Origin of the sequence: Polymorphobacter multimanifer, assembly GCF_014205635.1 — a bacterium.
Lineage (GTDB): Bacteria > Pseudomonadota > Alphaproteobacteria > Sphingomonadales > Sphingomonadaceae > Sandarakinorhabdus > Sandarakinorhabdus multimanifer.
The window spans coordinates 1-16,649 of the sequence record NZ_JACIIV010000045.1 but is presented as its reverse complement, the minus strand read 5'-3'; the positions used below and the strand labels follow the sequence as shown (position 1 = coordinate 16,649).

Below are 16,649 nucleotides of genomic sequence, written 5' to 3'. Positions count from 1 at the left end.
GACATCATCATAGCTTCAGCACCGCCAGCCCAAGGGACCAGCAGGACTCGCGGGTTACGTTGCAATCAGCAAGACGGGGCCAGGACACCGCTTACCATTAACTATAGCGTTCCTAAAACGTAAAGTTCCAACTTTTGTTTATTATCGAGGCGCGTAGCGCAACATATTTCTTAACATGAGAAGAAAATTGTCCTATTTAAAGCTATCTCAACAGCAGATTGAGCCTGCTTCCAGCTATTATCGGTAAAATCGGCGATGGAATTCAAGTTTTCCAATACAGTGTATCCATTGCGTTGCTCAATTTTAAATCCAAATTTATCAAGGTCAAAAACATTAAAATCTTGATACAAACCAAACCTCTGAGATAATTCGTCGTTCAAATATGTTTTCCAATAAAGGCCTGGTAAAAGCTTGCCTACCGTGCTGCCCACAAACCTTGAGACAGGCACCGATTGCCCATTCGGCATTATTCGGCGCCCTAGGCAGATATGTCTTGTTGTAAAATCCTTTGCCGTAGTTATTGCCAAATAGCCTGGCGAAAAAATATCAAGGTATAGGCTGCATAGCGATTCAAGATCCTCAGGATCCGCCTTTTTACTTAGTTGGCCATTCATAGAGTACTTAAAGACGCTATCTTTCAGAGCGTTCTTATCCGCATTTTTTGACAACCAATTAAAGCTATACATACCGTACAATTCGGCCTTACGCGCAATTGTTGGCGGTAGGTGGGAATCCGACCATACGGCGCATAGGTCGCTGTAATTATCGATATAGTCGATTGATTTGCGACAAAATTCTCCATGTCCCCAACTATCAGGAAGTGATTTAGGGTTGAGCTTCTTCCACCCAGCGAGCAAACTTTTCAGGAACAGGACATCCGAAATATCCTTGTCTGTTTCTATCTGTATAATTATGTTGTTTGAACTTGCCTTCATTTTTTCACCTATGTTTCTATCATTGACATTTTCCGAACATGTCGCATTTAACAACTTCCAGCCCAGGTGCTTTCATCAGATTTGACGTCAATCGTGCATCACTTCTCACCCAAAGAGAGTACGGCTGGTTTAAATCTCTAGCAAGCTGTAGCTCTGCTCTGATCTGCGAACTCAAGTATATATTCTTTTGCCATTTAAATTCATGAACACCGCCTGTCATGGAGTCTGGTTTCACGCCCCTGCCACCAGCGCTAAACGTTTCGTTATTTTGTTCCAAGCCGTATTTTGTACGAAGAAAATGCTCGAAGACTTTGCCGATAACATTGTCCGTCGTCAGAACATTTGGCGCAAAGTGGGGCGCGGATTAGCGGAGGGTTGGCCTCGTCTGGGGGTTGATATTAGGCGGCTAGTTTGCGGTGCTGCAAGCGCCGATGTTCGATGGTCTTTTGTTTGGTCCTTTCGCGCTGCTGGATGATGGCTGCGGCCCTGCCGAAGTAGGCATCGGCGGGCGTCACGTTGTTCAAGCTCTCATGGTAGCGCCGGTGGTTGTAGTGCTCGACGAACGCCTCGATCTGGGCTTCGAAATCGCCTGGCAGGAAGTAGTTTTCCAGCAGGATGCGGTTTTTCATGGTCTGATGCCAGCGCTCGATCTTGCCCTGCGTCTGCGGATGGAAGGGCGCCCCGCGCACGTGCTTCATCTTGTTGGCTTCGATGTATTCGGCAAGATCGCTGGCGATATAGCAGGGGCCATTGTCGGACGGCAGGCGCGGTTTATGTTGAACGCGGGCCTGATCGCAGCCTGATGCCGACAACGCCAGGTCCAGCGTGTCGGTGACGTCCTCGGCGCGCATCGTGGTGCAGAGCTTCCAGGCGATAATGTAGCGCGAGAAGTCATCCAGCACGGTCGACAGGTACATCCAGCGCCACCCGATGATCTTGAAGTAGGTGAAATCGGTCTGCCACATCTCGCCCAGCCGGGTAGTCTGGGTATGGAAGCGATCGGCGGCCTTGATCACGACATAGGCCGGGCTCGTGATGGGGTCATGGGCTTTCAACAGTCTGTAAACGCTGGCCTCTGACACGAAGTGGCACTTTTCGTCAGTGAACCGCACCGCCAGCTCGCGAGGCGATAACTCGGTCTGCTCCAGCGCCAGTTCAATAATCTGGTCATGCACCTCGGCGGGGATGCGGTTCCACACCCGGCTTGGTGCCGATGGCCGATCGGCTAGCGCCTCCGGGCCACCATCGATATATCGGTCATACCAGCGGCAGAAGGTTCGGCGCGGAATGCCCAACTGGTCCAGCGTGCGCCGGGCCGGCAGATGCGACTGCTCGACGATCCTGATGATCTCGAGCTTTTCGGATGCGGGATACCTCATTCCTGGTCTCCCCCATCCGCTATCATGCTTTTTTTAAGCAGACGGTTTGCGAGCGTCAGGTCGGCGACGCATTCCTTCAAGGCGCCGGCTTCGCGGCGCAGGTCCCGCACCTCATCGGTGGTGGCAGCACGGGCGGTATCGCCGGCGAGCCGGCGCTTGCCTGCCTCCATGAACTCCTTGGACCAGGTGTAATACAGGCTCTGGGCCCGAAGATCATGGGGCCTTCCTTGCGGCACAGCTCCGCGATGCTGTCCTCGCCGCGCAGGCCGTCAAGCACGATCCGGATCTTGTCTTCGGCCGAGAAATGCCGCCGGGTTGCGCGGCGAATGTCTTTCACTACCTGCTCAGCAGACCGCTTGGAGGGCAATTTCGAGTTTGAGGGATTGGGTCTCATCTTCGTTCCTTCGTCCCTACGACGAGACCCAATCCCTCCTTAAATCTCAACCCCAATTATGGGCCATAGGTGCTGACGGGGAACAGCATCCTGACATCTTTCGAGCATATCTAACGTTGAGCGCAAGTCCGCGATCAGAACGTGGTTGTCTAGGTGATGTTGCCGATAGTGGTTAAATCTCAACTGCGACAACAACTGGACCGAGCTCGACAAGTCGCGTCATGATTTCACCCCAGACGCCACATCCGTCGCGGTCATCGGCAGCGCAAAGTTTGTTGAGCCTTTCGCTGGCCTTGGTGAGCGCGTCGTTGCCATGGCGGTTGCGCATTCGGTTGGCGCAGGCCCAAAGTTTACAGTCCGTCATCAAAACCTTTTTGTCGCCGGCCACTCCGCCGGCGACGCGCTGGTCGTATCCTGATGAGGCCTCGAGCCGAATAATCAGTTCGCTGCGACCCGAGGCACCTCGGCGATCCGCGTCGTCCACGCCGGCGATTTCATATCGGCGCGCATCTTCCATTCGCGCTTGAAGCCTTGCGCTGCAGGCACTGCTGCAAACCGGCCAAACCGGCCGTCGACGCTATCGAGCGCCTCCATCAGGCGGCCGCGCTTGTCGCTGTCGCCCTCGAACAGCGTTCGCGGTCGAAGCTCGGCGTCGATCAGTTCGTCGAGCATGATGCCGGCCTTGCTGATTGCATAGCCATCGCGCCAGGCATGTTCGACGCCGCGCCGTGCAGCGGCGATCAGCTCGAAGCTGTCGCTGGTCATCGGATGCAGGTTGATCATCCGCGACGCCGAATATTGCGGCCGGTCGGGCTTAAAGCGATTGGTGTGGAAGAACACCGTCAGCCGCGCGGCAACAAGGCCGTGGCTGCGCAGCTTCTCGCCGCCCCGCATGGCGTATTGTGTTACGGCTCCCATCAGCGTCGCCATGTCGGTGACGGGGGTGCCGAACGAGCGGGTAACGGCCATGCCCTTGCGTTGGGGCTCGATTGTTTCCACCGCGCCCGATGGTATCCCGCGCAGCTCGGCGATCAGGCGCTCGAGAACAACGGTACCGAGCGCCCTGCCCTGCTTCATCGGCATGTCACGCAGCTGCCCGGCGGTGTGGATGCCAAGCGCGGCAAGTTTGCTCGCGGTGGCGCCGCCGACGCCCCAGACATCGCGGACCGCAAACCGGTCGAGCACCCACGTCCGCAACACTTCATCGCTAAGGTCGGCGACGCTGTCGAACAGCGGGTTCTTCTTGGCGGCGGCGTTGCCGAGCTTGGCCAGCGTCTTCGTTGGGCCAATGCCGACACAGGTCGGAATCGTCGTCCAGCGCAGCACCTGGTCGCGCATGGCGCGGACATGCGCAGCCAGATCGCGATCTTCAAAGCCAGCAAGGTCGAGGAAGGTTTCGTCGATCGAATAGACTTCGAGATCGCGCGCAAACTCTTCGACGGCCGCCACCACACGGCGCTGCATGTCGCCGTAGAGCGTATAATTGCTCGACAACACCCTGATGCCGTGACGATCGATCTTGTCGCGGATGAGGTGGACAGGGTCGCCCATTTTTATGCCCAGCGCCTTGGCTTCGGCCGAGCGGGCAACAGCACAACCGTCGTTGTTGGAAAGCACTATCACCGGGACGCCGACAAGCCGGCTGTCAAACGCGCGCTCGCACGAGACATAGTAGTTATTGCAATCGATGAGCGCGATCGGCGTCGGCATCAGTAGCGCCGCGCCAGGCCAACGACCACGCCCCAGATCTCGACATTCTCGTCGACGATGATGGCCTCATAGCCTTCGGCCTCAGCAATCAGCCAAAGCCGGTCCCCTGCCCGCTTCAGGCGCTTCAGCGTCCGATCGCCGTGGACAAGCGCTACGACAATGTGCCCTGCCCTCGCTTTCTTGGCGCGGTTGACGACAATCAGGTCGCCGTCACCGATGCCGGCACCGGTCATCGAACAACCATCGACCCGCATCACATAGGAAGCCGCTGGATGCTCGATCAGCCATTGGCCAAGGTCGATCGGCTCATCGAGGTCGTCGGCCGCCGGCGACGGAAAGCCCGCAGGTGTCGAACACAGCAGCAGGCGGGCTTCGAGCGGAACCATTGCGATGGGGACGGTATGGAGGCGCAGTGCGTGCATGGTTGATTGTAGGGATCCGAATCGAGTTGACGCCACAATGTGCGTCCATCAGAACAGAATAGGAACATGAAACTTGCAGCCGCGTTGCATTGTCACCCGCTTCGGACTACATTCGGTCTCTATTCGGTCTCATGGAGAGCCAGATGCGCTATTCTGCTCAGGTTCGCCCGATCAGCTATCTGAAGGCCAACGCGGCAAAAGTGCTGCTCGATCTGGCAGCGACGCGCGAGCCGATGGTCATCACCCAGAACGGTGAGGCCAAGGCAGTTTTGCAGGATGTCGCGTCGTTCGAACAGACCCAGGAAACCCTCGCGCTGCTCAAGATCCTCGCCATCGGCAACCAGGATATCGAGGCGGGTCGCACCTCCCCTGCCCGCGATGTGATTGCCCGACTGAAAGCCGGTGCCGGTAAGCGCTGATGGCGGACTTCGATGTTCGGCTGACCCGCGGCGCTGATATCGACCTCGAGGCTTTGTACCATTATCTGAAGGACAACCGCTCCAACGAGCAGGCGGATATGCTTCTCGACCGCCTGATCGGCGCCATCGAAACGCTTGAGACCTTTCCGCTGCGCGGACCGTTGCCGAAGGAACTCGACGCACTGGGCATTCGGGAATTCCGGCAGATCCTTGTCGAGCCCTACCGGCTGATCTACCGGGTCGGTGACAAGAGGGTGTTCGTGATGGTCATCGCCGATGGCCGCCGGGACATGCAGGGGCTGCTCGAACGACGGCTCCTCGGTAGCTGAGGAAAACGGCGATGTGCAACCTCTACTCGATGAGCAAAGGCCAGCAGGCGATCCTTGAGCTCGCCGGCGCGATGCGTGACGCCACCGGAAATCTACCGATGCTGCCGGGCATCTTTCCCGATTATGCAGCACCGATTGTCCGCACCGGCGCCGACGATGTTCGCGAGCTTGCCATGGCACGCTGGGGCATGCCAAGCCCGGCGATGGCGCTGCAGGGCAAGAAGGTCGACCGCGGCGTCACCAATGTCCGCAATACCGCCAGCCCCCATTGGCGGCGCTGGCTGGTGCCGGCAGCGCGTTGCCTCGTTCCATTCACATCGTTCAGCGAGCCAGGCCTGAACGCCGAGGGCAAGTCCGAGCCGGTGTGGTTTGCGCTGGACGAGAACCGACCGCTCGCGTTCTTTGCCGGCATCTGGACCGGGTGGACTTCCACGCGCAAAGTTGCCGAAGGCGAGGTCACCTGCGACCTGTTTGCGTTCCTGACCACCGAGCCGAATGCGGAAGTTGCTACTATCCATCCCAAGGCGATGCCGGTCATTCTCACCGAAGAGCAGGATGTCGAAACCTGGCTTGCCGAACCTTGGTCCGAGGCGAGCCTGTTGCAACGGCCGCTGAAGGACGGCGCACTCAGGATCGTGGCGCTTGGGACAAAGTCGGACGGCGGCGATGGCAGTGACCGGGCGCCGACAGTTTCGCTAGCTTTGCGTTGACCGGCCTGCTCCATGTCGCATCGAAAGATCATCCACATCGACATGGATGCGTTCTACGCTTCGGTGGAGCAACGTGATGACCCGGCGCTACGTGGGCGTCCGGTAGCAGTCGGCAGTGCCGACGCCCGAGGCGTCGTTGCTGCCGCGAGCTATGAGGCGCGTTTATGCGGGGTGCGATCGGCGATGGCGTCGGTGACGGCGTTGCGCCGATGCCCGGCACTGGTGTTCGTGCCGCCAAGGTTCGATACCGATCTAAGCGATGAAGCAGATCTTCTGATGGCACTCGAGCCAGTGATCGACGCCGCTTGGACCGCAATCGCACGTACTGGCGCCTCGGGCGGGACTTTGGCCCTCAAGGCCAAGTTCGCAGATTTCAGGTTGGCGACGCGCTCGAGGACATTGCCGACCCCACTGTTTGATCGCCTACAAATTGCCGGGACCGGTCGCGGTTTACTGCGATCAATCCTTCCGGTGGATCGTAACCATCCGCCGAAGGCCGCGCCGGAAGTCTGAATTGCATAGCGGCTCGGACGTATCGGCCAACCGGTGGACGGGAGGCTGCTAATCAGGCTGCCGATGCCAGTTTCATGCTTTTACGGTGCAGGAACGTCGCTTTGGTGATTTGATCTGGCTGCAATGACCCGTGCTCTGCCGCTAAGGCCGTAAGAATGGACCACACGCCACAAGATCGTCCTCCCTCGATTTGAAGCAAGCGAGCGTTCAAAGCAGCGGTTCGACGCACTAGATCGCCAACGGTAGCGACCCCAATCGGCAAACGCCCCGGGTCTGTCCAGCCCAAAGCTACTCCGAGCACGCCCACAACAAATGCGATGCCGCTCGCCTCCCAATACCCATTCAGCAGGGCTACAATCCCAATTAAGAAGCCAACACTGAGTAGATAACCGCCGGCCATGCCAAGTGACGTTAGCTTTGTGTCGGGAAGGCGAAAACCCGTCTCTTGTTTAAGCATCTTGAAAAGCTTGTTTGGCTTGCCGTGCGTGACGAGAGCAGTTCCAGGCGTCAGCCCTTTCGTTCTGTCCGGATCAAGCGCACCCCTGATCTTGTAGAACGTCATGGCAGAACCGCACTTTCCGATCTGCACTTCCTCAGCGGGTTCGTGATTAACTATCACCGCATATATGTCGCCAACAGTCCAGCATCGTTCGGCTTCCTCGCGAGTGAATGTGAAGTCGAACTCCCTCTCGACATCTTCAACGAGGTCGATTGCTAAATCTGGGTCAAGGTCGAGAGTGTTCATTGCCTATTGATTATGGCCCGAGGCACGGCTTGGGTCAATCGCCGCATTGTATCCGCCTGCGGAGTGGATAACCGCTGCCCGAGATGGCGACCTCGGCGCCGCAAAACCCTGCCTATCAGTCAGCGATCAGGCGGCGAGTGCAGCTTGCCGAGTCATCCAGTTCCACGGCAGCAGCTCGTCGATCCGACTCGCCGGATGATCAGCAATGCGGGCGAGGATGTCAGCGAGCCAGGCCTGTGGATCGATGGTGTTAAGCTTAGCGGTCTGAATCAGTGTGTAGAGGACGGCAGCACGGTCACCGCCGCGGTCGGAGCCGCAAAACAGCCAGGCTTTGCGGCCGAGCGGCACGCAGCGAAGGGCGCGTTCGGCGGCGTTATTGCTGAGGCAGACGCGGCCGTCATCGTGGAACCGGGTAAACGCCGGCCAGCGGCGCAGCATTTAGTTGATCGCCTTGGCGAGATCATGGTTGCGCGACAGCTTGGCGAGCTGGTCCTGAAGCCAGTTGTGCAAGTCGTCCATCAATGGCGCGCTATGCTCGCGGCGGACAGCGAGGCGCTCGGCCGGTGATCGCCCGTTGATGGCCCGCTCGATCTCGAACAGGGCATCGAGCTTCTGCACGGCCTCCAACGCGATCGGGTAGATCGTGGCCGCGCGTTCGCCGCGGCTCTTCTTGCGCGCCGCGCCCTCGACGTCGGCGAGCTCGAAGAACTTGCGACGGGCGTGCGCGAAACAGCCGGCTTCCAGCACGGGCGCGGGTTGGCGGCTGGCTGCGTACAGCTCGCTGTAGCCGCCATAGGCGTCAGCCTGCAGGATGCCCGACCAGGTGGATAGATGCGCTTGTGGATGCTCGCCGCGCCGATCGCGGGAATAGTGGAATAGCGCTGCCGGCGGGTCGGCACCAGCGAACGGTCGATCATCGCGGACATAGACCCATAATCGCGCGGTATCGGTCTTGCCCTTGGCCATCACCGGTACGGTGGTATCGTCGCCGTGGAGGCGATCCGCAGACAGGACGTGCATCTCGATCCGCTTGTAGATCGGCATCAGCGCGAATGTTGCCACGCCGACCTGGTCGGCGAGGGTCGATACACTGAGCGGCACGCCTTCACGGGCAAACCGGTCGGCCTGGCGGTTGAGGGGCTGGTGCTGGCCGTACTTCTCGAACAACAGCATGGCGAGGAAGCTGGGACCCGCCCATCCGCGTGGCACGACGTGGAATGGCGCTGGCGGTTGGCTGATCTTCTCGCAATCCCGGCAGGCGAACTTCTCGCGAACGGTCTGGATGACCTTCCACGCCCTCGGGATCACTTCCAGTGTCTCGGTGATATCCTCGCCAAGCTTGGATAGCTTGGCACCTCCGCAGGCCGGGCACGAGCAGGGCGACGGCATGACGACGCGCTCGCGCGGCAGGAGCTCGGGGAATGGCTTCCGTGCCGGCGACTTGCGCTCGAAGCTGCGGACGCTGGCGGTCTTCTCGGCAGCGACCTCGGCGACAAGGGCGTCTTCCCTGGCGTCGGCCTCCAGCTCCTCGAGCTGCAACTCCATCTGGTCGAGCAGGCGGCGGGTGCGTTCGGCGCTGGCGCCGTACTGCTCGCGCTTCAGCTTGGCGATCTGCAACTTCAAATGGGCGATCAGCGCTGCGGTGGCGCTCTCCCGGGCGTTGGCATTGGCGAGCTTCGCTTCGGCTTCGTCGGCCCGCAAAACGGCAGCCGCGGCGAACGCCAGCAGCGCTTCCATATCGTTGGGCAAGGCGGAAATGGCGGTGACCACGAGGCTGAGTGAATGACCCGGCACGCCTTCGTGCAAGGCCAAAATGCAGGGGGGCGGACAGTCTATCCAGCGCTTTTGGGACGCCAGCTATGTTGCGGGTTACGCCAGTCTATCCCCTGGAGCAGACAGGCCAGTTGCGAGGCCGTCAGCGACACGATCCCATCGGTCGCCGAGGGCCAGATGAAGCGACCCTTCTCGATCCGCTTGGCATAAAGCGACATGCCCGTGCCGTCATGCCAAACGATCTTCACCAGCGATCCGGCGCGGCCGCGAAAGACATATAGGTCACCGGCGAAAGGATCGCGCTTCAGCGCCTGCTGCACGATCAGCGCAAGGCCCTGCATGCCCTTCCTCATATCGGTATGACCCATGGCGATCCACACCCGCGCTCCCGGTGGGATCACCGCAGCGCCTTCAACGCTGCCGCCGCCAGCGCTGGCGATGCTGACGGGAAGATAGTGATGCGCCTGCCGCGCGGCAGGTCGATGACGATGGCGGCATCGGAAACAGGCAGCGTGGCATCTCCGCCATTGATCACTACGGCCTCAGCGAAACCAAGGCCGTGCCTGTCGTTAGGCGCCGGTGCCGCATCCACGGCGAGCTTGCTGCGCCAGGTGTAAAGCTGCCCCGTCGAGATCTCGTGCCGCCGTGCCACATCGGTCGGGCTGGCCCCAGGCGCGATCGCTTCCGTCAGTATCTGCAAACGCTGCTCGTCGCTCCACCGCCGCCGGCGCTCCGGCCCCGAAAACACCGTGATCTGGCCCATTTACCGCTCCTATGTGCGCTCATACGAGCGCTCTTAAGAGCGGGCCGTCACCTGCCCGACAAGGCGGCACTCGGCGGATGGATACGGTGGATCAAGGTATTCGCTTTCCGAGTCTGCCCCTGTCCGGTCTCAATAGCGAGACGTCGTTGAACGGTCCTTACAGCTGCCTCTGAATTTTGAAGGTCATTGCGATTCACCACGCTTGGCTAGGTCGCTGGTTGCGCCAGCATAAAGGCGCAAACTTGTGACTCGGGAGAGCTATGATTGCAGATTACCCACAAGAGTGTCTGGAAAGAATCATCTAAAAAAACGCCGCTGCTTGCAGCGGAAGCATTCGAGATTCAAAGGATTCAGATTCAGCGGGAGTTCCGATAGCAATTACGGCATGTTAGCACGATTAACCTGACCAGTTGGGGGAATGTGGCTGACCAATTGGGGGCAGCATCCTGTCCTTGCGGGGGCGGTTACCTGACCTGATGGGGTAACCTGACCCCTTGGGGGCGAGTTATAGCTGCCAAACCTGCCCTGACTTGACGCGCAGGGACAGGTCAGGCAGCATTTACATAATTAAGTCCTTTCGCGGGCGCAATATGGACATTGAGACCAACACTATCGCCGATTCGGGGCCCGAAACAAAACCTGCCTCAGGGCCGGGGCGTGCGATGCGTGTAGCCGCTGCCCTTCGTGCCAAAGGCGGCGACGAGTTTGCCAAGCCTGGAAGCATAGTTGAGGTCAAGTTTGTAAAGGGACAGTCGCTGAGTTTGACTGCCTCGCGCCTGCTTGCACTGATGATTCTCACAGCTGGCGGCGATGCCTGGGAGGATCGTCCTCACCGTATGCGCAAGGCGGACATCCGGCGCGGCCATAAGGGAAATGAGCGCATCTCAGACATGCTGGAGGAATTGCACTGAACTTTGTTTGCGATCGATGACCGCTCGTGGCGCGGGAAGAAGGCAACATTGCGGTTTTCGCTTATCTCCTCCTCTCGCGAAGAGGCCGAAGACGGCGAAGGTGCTGACGCAGGGTGGATAGAGTGGGAGTTTACGTCAGACGCCCGCAACCTCATCCAAGAATCTGAGACCTATGCTGTTCTGAACCGTCAGGCTGTGCTTGGCTTTCGGTCTGGCTATGCATTGAAGCTTTATGAGATGGGCGCGCTCCGACTTCACCGGCGCCAGTCGTCCTGGCGGGGCGACATGACCGCTCTTCGGGCAGCGTTGGGCATCTCGCCCAATGTGTATACAGATTTCGCGCAACTTCGACGCAAGGTGTTGGAGAAAGCGAAATCCGAGATTGATCAGCTTGCTCATTTTCGAGTCGAATGGCGCGAGATCCGACAAGGTCGGACTGTCACGGAGATCGAGTTTCGATTCGAGCCAAAGGATGCTCCATCGCATTTAGCGACTGTAGAGGAGATCGAGCGCCACGCGGTCGGCAGAAAGGCTCGTCGCGAAGGCATTGTCGAGGCAGTCCGAGCGGAGCCGGTCGCGTTTTCACCAACCCCTCCCCCAGAAGCTTCGAGCGAAGTAACATTTCCTCGCGGTAGCATTGAGTACGGACCCGAAATTCTCCCAAAAATTGCGAAGAGGCATGGCGGGGGCTGGGATATTGATCTGATCGCGGAAGCTTATCGTGCTCAGATGGGCGACCGGTTAGTAAAGCTTCGTGGCGCAAAGCTTATCAGTTCATGGACTGGGTTCTGTGAAAGTTTTGTGGCTCGGCGAGGCCGCCCATAGGCAAAATTGCACCGGTGCAATTTTGCTTCCCCCAATGAGTCAGGCTGTGCGGTGCAGAGCTCCAAAAGAGCGCAAGAAACCTTACTTTCGACGCGCGCGGTGCCGGCCGAATTGCGAAACTTCGCTTGGATTTGACCAAAATGCGCAAGTTGAGCTAGCATAGCCCAGATTTCAAAAGGGGCGCTTGTGACAGCATCGGAATATCTGGACGAGGCCCATGATTTGCTGTCCGTTACAGCTTTGGCAAAGCGGACCTCATCGGTCCTCGAAAGGCTGCGAGACTCAGCTCGCAGTGCTCGCGCCAACGATCGCCGCGAACCGAACTTTCCAATTGGCAAGGCGGCAGACCTGGTAGGTCGGACGCCGGCTGCAATTCGTGACGCGGAAAAGGACGGACGACTGCCCCCCCCTCCCCGCACAGAGAACAATCGCCGTGTCGGTTATACGCTGGCTCAGCTTAACGACATGCGCGGTCTTTTTGGAACCCGTCCTTGGCGCGCTCCTGATGATCCTTGCTGCGTCATCGCCGTGCAGAACTTCAAAGGCGGCGTTGGCAAATCAACGCTCTCCGTGCACTTGGCTCAGTATCTTGCGATAAAGGGGTATCGCGTCGCTCTGATCGATTGCGATAGCCAGGCGTCGGCAACGACCTTGTTTGGTTATGTGCCCGATCTCGATCTGACCGAGGACGACACCCTTTATCCGTTTCTGCGTCAGCAGGAGCTGACGTCTCTAGATTATGCGCTGCGAAAGACGCACTTTGATGGTCTGGAGCTTATCCCTGCAAACCTGCGGTTATTTCAGTCTGAGTATGAGATCGCGGCGAGAATGGCGCGCGGGCAGGGGCGCCTGCTTGATCGGCTCTCCCAAGGTATAGCAAGCATCTCCGACCGATTCGATGTCATTGTTCTCGACCCACCTCCCGCGCTTGGCGCAATATCTCTCTCGGTCCTTAGGGCTGCCAATGCGCTCATCGTCCCGGTGCCGCCAACAGTGATGGACTTTTCCTCCACGGCTGCCTTCCTCGCCATGCTTGATGAAACCATCGAAACGCTCTCGGAGAATGATCTGGCGCCGACTTTAAAGTTTTTGCGATTCGTTGCCTCGAAGGTGGATGAGAACAAGTCCATGCAGAAGGAGTTGCTCAATCTAATGCGCACGTTGTTCGGTCACGCGATGATTCGCACGCCGCTCAAAGATTCCGCAGAGATTGACAATGCGACAGCGCGGCTGATGACTGTTTACGAGCTCGATGGTCCTGTTACGAGCAGCGCTGTCCGCAATCGCTGCCTCGCCTACCTCGATGGCGTGAATGCCGAGATCGAGATTGATATTCGCTCGATGTGGCCCAGCCATCTGGGCCGCCTTCGGAAGGAGGGAATCGCATGATTTGGAAGAATTGCACCAGTGCAATTTCGCCGATTGCGCAGCAATTTTTGACTGTTTCTCCCCATAACGCTCGCTTCGACGCAGCAGTCTTCGCAGAACTTTGTCACCACACAGTACCGGAATTGCACCGGTGCAATTCCGCTTTTGGGATATCGTCATGAGCCGCAAAAACGCCTCATTCGCTGCAGATCTCGCTGCGGGCATTATGCCAGCAGACGAAACCGTCTCGCGGCGTTCCTCGATCGGTGCGGGGGTGCTTACCGGCCGAGAGAACCGACTGTCGGAACTTGCGTCAGGCAGTGTGGTAACGCGCACTCACGAACTTGTTGACCCGGCACGTTGTCGAATATGGGAGGGGCATAACCGGGATTACGCGCTACTGACTGCAGAGCGATGTACTGATCTCATCGAGAGCATTAAGGCCCAGGGGCGTCAAGAGATGCCGGCTATCGTGCGCCGTATTCGCGATGATCCGACATATGACTTCGAAGTGATTTGTGGCGCGCGCCGGCACTGGTCGATCAGCTGGCTGCGCGCTCATAATTATCCCGATTTCCGGTTCCTGATTGATGTTCGCAGCCTTTCGGATGAGGAGGCCTTCCGTCTCGCCGACATCGAGAACCGTGCCAGGGACGATCTTTCTGATCTCGAGCGCGCACGGGATTATCTGCGGGCTCTCGGCACCTACTATGAGGGCCGCCAGAAAGTGATGGCGGAGCGCATCAACGTCACGGAAAGCTGGCTCAGCCGCTATCTTGACCTTGCCCGGCTGCCATCGGAGTTGATGGTTGCATTCCCGAACGGTCAAGACCTGCGGATCAAGCACGTGACGGCGTTGAAGCCACTCCTCAAGCCAGATGATCGGAAGGAGCGGGTGTTTGCGGAAGCCGCACGGATTGCGTCAGTCCGTATAGAGGGTGTGCCTGCTGAACCGGTTCCCGTCGTCATTCGCGCTCTGGCTCGAGCGGCCGACGCCCCCAAGAAGTCAGGCGCCCCCAAGAGGTCAGGAAAGGGTGAGGTGATTACGTCCCCCACTGGGAAGCCGCTCATTCGTGTGGATTCCAAAGACCGAAAGGGGATGCGCCTCACTTTACTTCTTCATGCTGGAGGATCGCGGCATGAGGCGGAGAAAGCCCTCACAGCTATCTTGGACGTCCACTGGAAGTAGCCGCGCATTGGGGCGTTATCGGTGGTGCGACTAGCCGCCGATCTTTCGTCTCAATCTTGCAACGGCTCCAGACCGCGCTGCCAGCGCTTCTGCATAGCGCGTTGGCATGGCCGGTGAGCTCCAGTCGGCGGCTTGGCAGATCGCCGCCAGCCCTTCACCTGCTGCGGTCAGATCCTGCGCAAAACCCACACGCAGACTGTGCCCCGAAAGCCCCCGGAGCTTGTTCTCGATTGCCGCATCCTCGAGCTCAGGCTGTAGCATCCGCAATCCACGCCGCGCGATCCGCAACAAGACGTCCCGGATGCCATCGTCGGACAGCCGGCCGCCCACCCGCCCGAACCTGTCGACCGACGTCAGGAGCGGTGTATCCGAGGGCAGGAGGCTTTCATCGTCGCCCTGTCTGATCGCAAGCCAAGTACGGATCGCCACCATCGCGTCGGGGCTCAGATACTTCACACGGCCCTCGCCGGATTGGTCGGTCTTCGAGCGCCGGATCAGCATCGTCCCCGAGCCGTCTCCGGCCGCCGTTACGTCGCCGACGTTCATGGCGGCATATTCCGAGCGGCGCCGGCCGAGATCGGTCCCCAGCAGCAACAGCACAGCGTCACGCGCGCCGGCCGCTGTCGTCGTGTCGAGTGTCGTCAGCAACGCCATTACCGAAAGCGGCAGTGGTTCGTCAGTCACGATGTCACCAACCTCGCCCTTGAGCCGCAGCGGCAGCGCCTGGCGGCGACGACCGCGGCCATCGAGCCCTTCTTCGCGGCGGATCCCCTTCATCTCGCCGGAGACGACTCGATCCCGGGTAGGGGAGGGGAGCCCGGCCAGGTCATGCAGGATGGCGATACTGGCGAGTTGGCGAGCGATCGACGAGGCTTTCAGACCGGCACGCACCTGCGCCCGCGCAAAATCTCGCACATCGACGGCTCCGGCCGGGATCATGGGCTGACCGCGCCCGCGCCGGAAACTGCCCCAGGCGCGCATGTCGGCGGCAAAGGCCCGGCGGCTGTTTGCGGCTGCCCCGTACCACCAGGCCTCAAACCGATCATAGGTCGTCGGGCCAATCGCGGGACCGTCGCCGGCGAGCAGGTCCATCAACGCCTGGCGGTCGCTGACTGGCGGCTCTATGCGGGGCAGGGGGGGCGTCAGGGCCGATATCCGTGGGCGCAACGCCGAGCGCGACCCCTGGACGCCTCTGCATCGCGTGGGCGGGGCAATCTGCCATAAACCCCTCCACCCGCGCTGTGCGACCGTCCTGACGGCCCTGATTTTGGTTTGTTGATCACGATCGCAAACTTACCTGTGCTTTATCTACGTTTCAAGACCCTGATAAGTGCAATTATCACGAGTGTGGGATCGGGGGCGCGGGGAGAATGAATTTGAGGGATTTTGCGGCATTTAAGTAATCCACGTTTTTACTTGCGCCTAAGCAGCTATCGCGCAATGTATTTGGATGGATGTCACCGGAGCGCTCTATGGTTTCGGCGAGCGTAGCGAAGAGCGGAAGAACGCTTTTGCTGCGCTGGCGCAGGCCGTGGGAGCGATTTCGCGGCTCGATGTTGAAAGTGCCCGTCACCCGCTGCGGTCAGCGTGGCTGAGGGTTGAACGCGAAGTGGCGCTGGCGGCGACCGCTCGCGAGACCGGGTTCGAGGCTGATCACCAGAGCATCGTCGCTGCCCGCCTCGGCGCGGTGAGTCTGCCGCGTGGTCATATCCAGCTCGGCGATCTCGATGACCGCGCACGGCGATGGACGCCGATCGCGCAGCGCAAGGGACCGCCTGAATTACGTGCATTGGTGGCGAAGCTGGCGCCGTTGCGTGGGGACCGCGACTTGGTCGCGCTCGCCGAACGGGTGGCGCGGGCGCTGGGAGATTGCTCGCAGTCGTCGTGGGAGTTTGATGAGGGCGTGCTGACTGGGGCGCCGGTGTTGCGCAACGTGCCGGCCGAGCCGGGCGCGGTCGATGCCGTTGATCTGGCGCTGGCGCTGCCGTTCGCGTTGCGGCGGATCGGGGTCACGACGACCTTGCTGCCGGGCCTGGCCGGGCGGCCACGGGTGTTTGCGCGGGAGGATGTGACGCCGCTGGCAGCACTCTCGAGTTGGGCGGCAGCGCTCGAGTTGCAGGCAGGGCAGGGGGCTGCACGGCTGCGTGAGTTGTCGGCTTATGCCGGGTTGGGTCGTGTCCCAGGTGGTGGTGTAGGTCGCGGTTGGCCATCGGCGATCTTCGGTTAGGTTTGGGTTGCAATATCCAACCAACGGAGATCACCGA

15 protein-coding genes and 3 pseudogenes are annotated in these 16,649 nt (G+C 59.6%); 8 read left to right on the top strand and 10 right to left on the bottom strand.

Features of this window, described 5'->3' with window-relative positions; genetic code table 11:
- Window positions 1–170: 170 nt before the first annotated feature.
- The 5 genes and pseudogenes from FHS79_RS17715 to FHS79_RS17695 form a co-directional block, all read right to left on the bottom strand.
- The gene (locus tag FHS79_RS17715; RefSeq protein ID WP_184203050.1) at window positions 171–935 is read right to left on the bottom strand and encodes a hypothetical protein; all 765 of its coding nucleotides are present in this window, start codon (window positions 933–935) and stop codon (window positions 171–173) included.
- Window positions 936–1,333: 398 nt separating this feature from the next.
- Window positions 1,334–2,708, bottom strand: a pseudogene (locus FHS79_RS17710) (IS3 family transposase).
- Between the two features lie 172 nt (window positions 2,709–2,880).
- The gene (locus FHS79_RS17705) at window positions 2,881–3,225 is read right to left on the bottom strand and encodes a hypothetical protein (RefSeq protein ID WP_184203048.1); all 345 of its coding nucleotides are present in this window, start codon (window positions 3,223–3,225) and stop codon (window positions 2,881–2,883) included.
- Complete coding sequence (locus FHS79_RS17700; protein WP_184203046.1) at window positions 3,147–4,418, bottom strand: Y-family DNA polymerase; 1,272 nt, start codon at window positions 4,416–4,418, stop codon at window positions 3,147–3,149. The genes FHS79_RS17705 and FHS79_RS17700 overlap by 79 nt, the downstream gene beginning before the upstream one ends.
- Window positions 4,418–4,840, bottom strand: coding sequence for a LexA family protein (locus tag FHS79_RS17695; RefSeq protein WP_207792440.1), 423 nt, complete (start codon window positions 4,838–4,840; stop codon window positions 4,418–4,420). Before FHS79_RS17695 ends, FHS79_RS17700 begins: the two co-directional genes overlap by 1 nt.
- Before the next feature lie 143 nt (window positions 4,841–4,983).
- Here FHS79_RS17695 and FHS79_RS17690 point away from each other — a divergent pair, with 143 nt between their 5' ends.
- The 4 genes from FHS79_RS17690 to FHS79_RS19055 are packed head-to-tail and all read left to right on the top strand — an operon-like array spanning window position 4,984 to window position 6,811.
- Window positions 4,984–5,259: a type II toxin-antitoxin system Phd/YefM family antitoxin gene (locus FHS79_RS17690; protein ID WP_184203044.1), complete on the top strand. Its 276-nt coding sequence runs from the start codon at window positions 4,984–4,986 to the stop codon at window positions 5,257–5,259.
- Complete coding sequence (locus FHS79_RS17685; RefSeq protein WP_184203042.1) at window positions 5,259–5,588, top strand: type II toxin-antitoxin system RelE/ParE family toxin; 330 nt, start codon at window positions 5,259–5,261, stop codon at window positions 5,586–5,588. The genes FHS79_RS17690 and FHS79_RS17685 overlap by 1 nt, the downstream gene beginning before the upstream one ends.
- 11 nt (window positions 5,589–5,599) lie before the next feature.
- Complete coding sequence (locus FHS79_RS17680; RefSeq protein ID WP_184203040.1) at window positions 5,600–6,298, top strand: SOS response-associated peptidase; 699 nt, start codon at window positions 5,600–5,602, stop codon at window positions 6,296–6,298.
- A gap of 12 nt (window positions 6,299–6,310) precedes the next feature.
- The gene (locus FHS79_RS19055) at window positions 6,311–6,811 is read left to right on the top strand and encodes a Y-family DNA polymerase (protein ID WP_243452985.1); all 501 of its coding nucleotides are present in this window, start codon (window positions 6,311–6,313) and stop codon (window positions 6,809–6,811) included.
- Window positions 6,812–6,863: 52 nt separating this feature from the next.
- Here FHS79_RS19055 and FHS79_RS17670 read toward each other — a convergent pair whose 3' ends face one another.
- From FHS79_RS17670 to tnpA, 4 genes and pseudogenes are all read right to left on the bottom strand, one after another.
- The gene (locus FHS79_RS17670) at window positions 6,864–7,556 is read right to left on the bottom strand and encodes an acyl carrier protein (RefSeq protein WP_184203038.1); all 693 of its coding nucleotides are present in this window, start codon (window positions 7,554–7,556) and stop codon (window positions 6,864–6,866) included.
- A 126-nt stretch (window positions 7,557–7,682) separates the two neighbouring features.
- Window positions 7,683–9,293, bottom strand: a pseudogene (tnpC, locus tag FHS79_RS17665) (IS66 family transposase).
- 95 nt (window positions 9,294–9,388) lie between these two features.
- Window positions 9,389–9,709: an IS66 family insertion sequence element accessory protein TnpB gene (gene tnpB, locus FHS79_RS17660; RefSeq protein WP_341534481.1), complete on the bottom strand. Its 321-nt coding sequence runs from the start codon at window positions 9,707–9,709 to the stop codon at window positions 9,389–9,391.
- 17 nt (window positions 9,710–9,726) lie between these two features.
- Window positions 9,727–10,092: an IS66-like element accessory protein TnpA gene (gene tnpA / locus FHS79_RS17655; RefSeq protein ID WP_184203036.1), complete on the bottom strand. Its 366-nt coding sequence runs from the start codon at window positions 10,090–10,092 to the stop codon at window positions 9,727–9,729.
- Between the two features lie 662 nt (window positions 10,093–10,754).
- On the opposite strand from tnpA, the pseudogene FHS79_RS17650 reads away from it, so the two are divergent.
- From FHS79_RS17650 to FHS79_RS17640, 3 genes and pseudogenes are all read left to right on the top strand, one after another.
- Window positions 10,755–11,828: pseudogene (locus FHS79_RS17650) on the top strand (RepB family plasmid replication initiator protein).
- Between the two features lie 186 nt (window positions 11,829–12,014).
- Complete coding sequence (locus tag FHS79_RS17645) at window positions 12,015–13,217, top strand: AAA family ATPase (protein ID WP_184203035.1); 1,203 nt, start codon at window positions 12,015–12,017, stop codon at window positions 13,215–13,217.
- Window positions 13,218–13,374: 157 nt separating this feature from the next.
- Entirely contained in the window at window positions 13,375–14,385 is a 1,011-nt protein-coding gene (locus FHS79_RS17640) for a ParB/RepB/Spo0J family partition protein (RefSeq protein ID WP_184203033.1), read from the top strand.
- Window positions 14,386–14,415: 30 nt separating this feature from the next.
- Here the strand turns inward: FHS79_RS17640 and FHS79_RS17635 are convergent, their stop codons facing one another.
- Window positions 14,416–15,477, bottom strand: a complete 1,062-nt coding sequence (locus tag FHS79_RS17635) for a tyrosine-type recombinase/integrase (RefSeq protein ID WP_184203031.1) — start codon at window positions 15,475–15,477, stop codon at window positions 14,416–14,418.
- Between the two features lie 358 nt (window positions 15,478–15,835).
- On the opposite strand from FHS79_RS17635, the gene FHS79_RS17630 reads away from it, so the two are divergent.
- Window positions 15,836–16,612 (top strand): hypothetical protein, encoded by a 777-nt coding sequence (locus FHS79_RS17630; RefSeq protein WP_184203030.1) that lies wholly within the window; start codon window positions 15,836–15,838, stop codon window positions 16,610–16,612.
- Window positions 16,613–16,649: the final 37 nt, after the last annotated feature.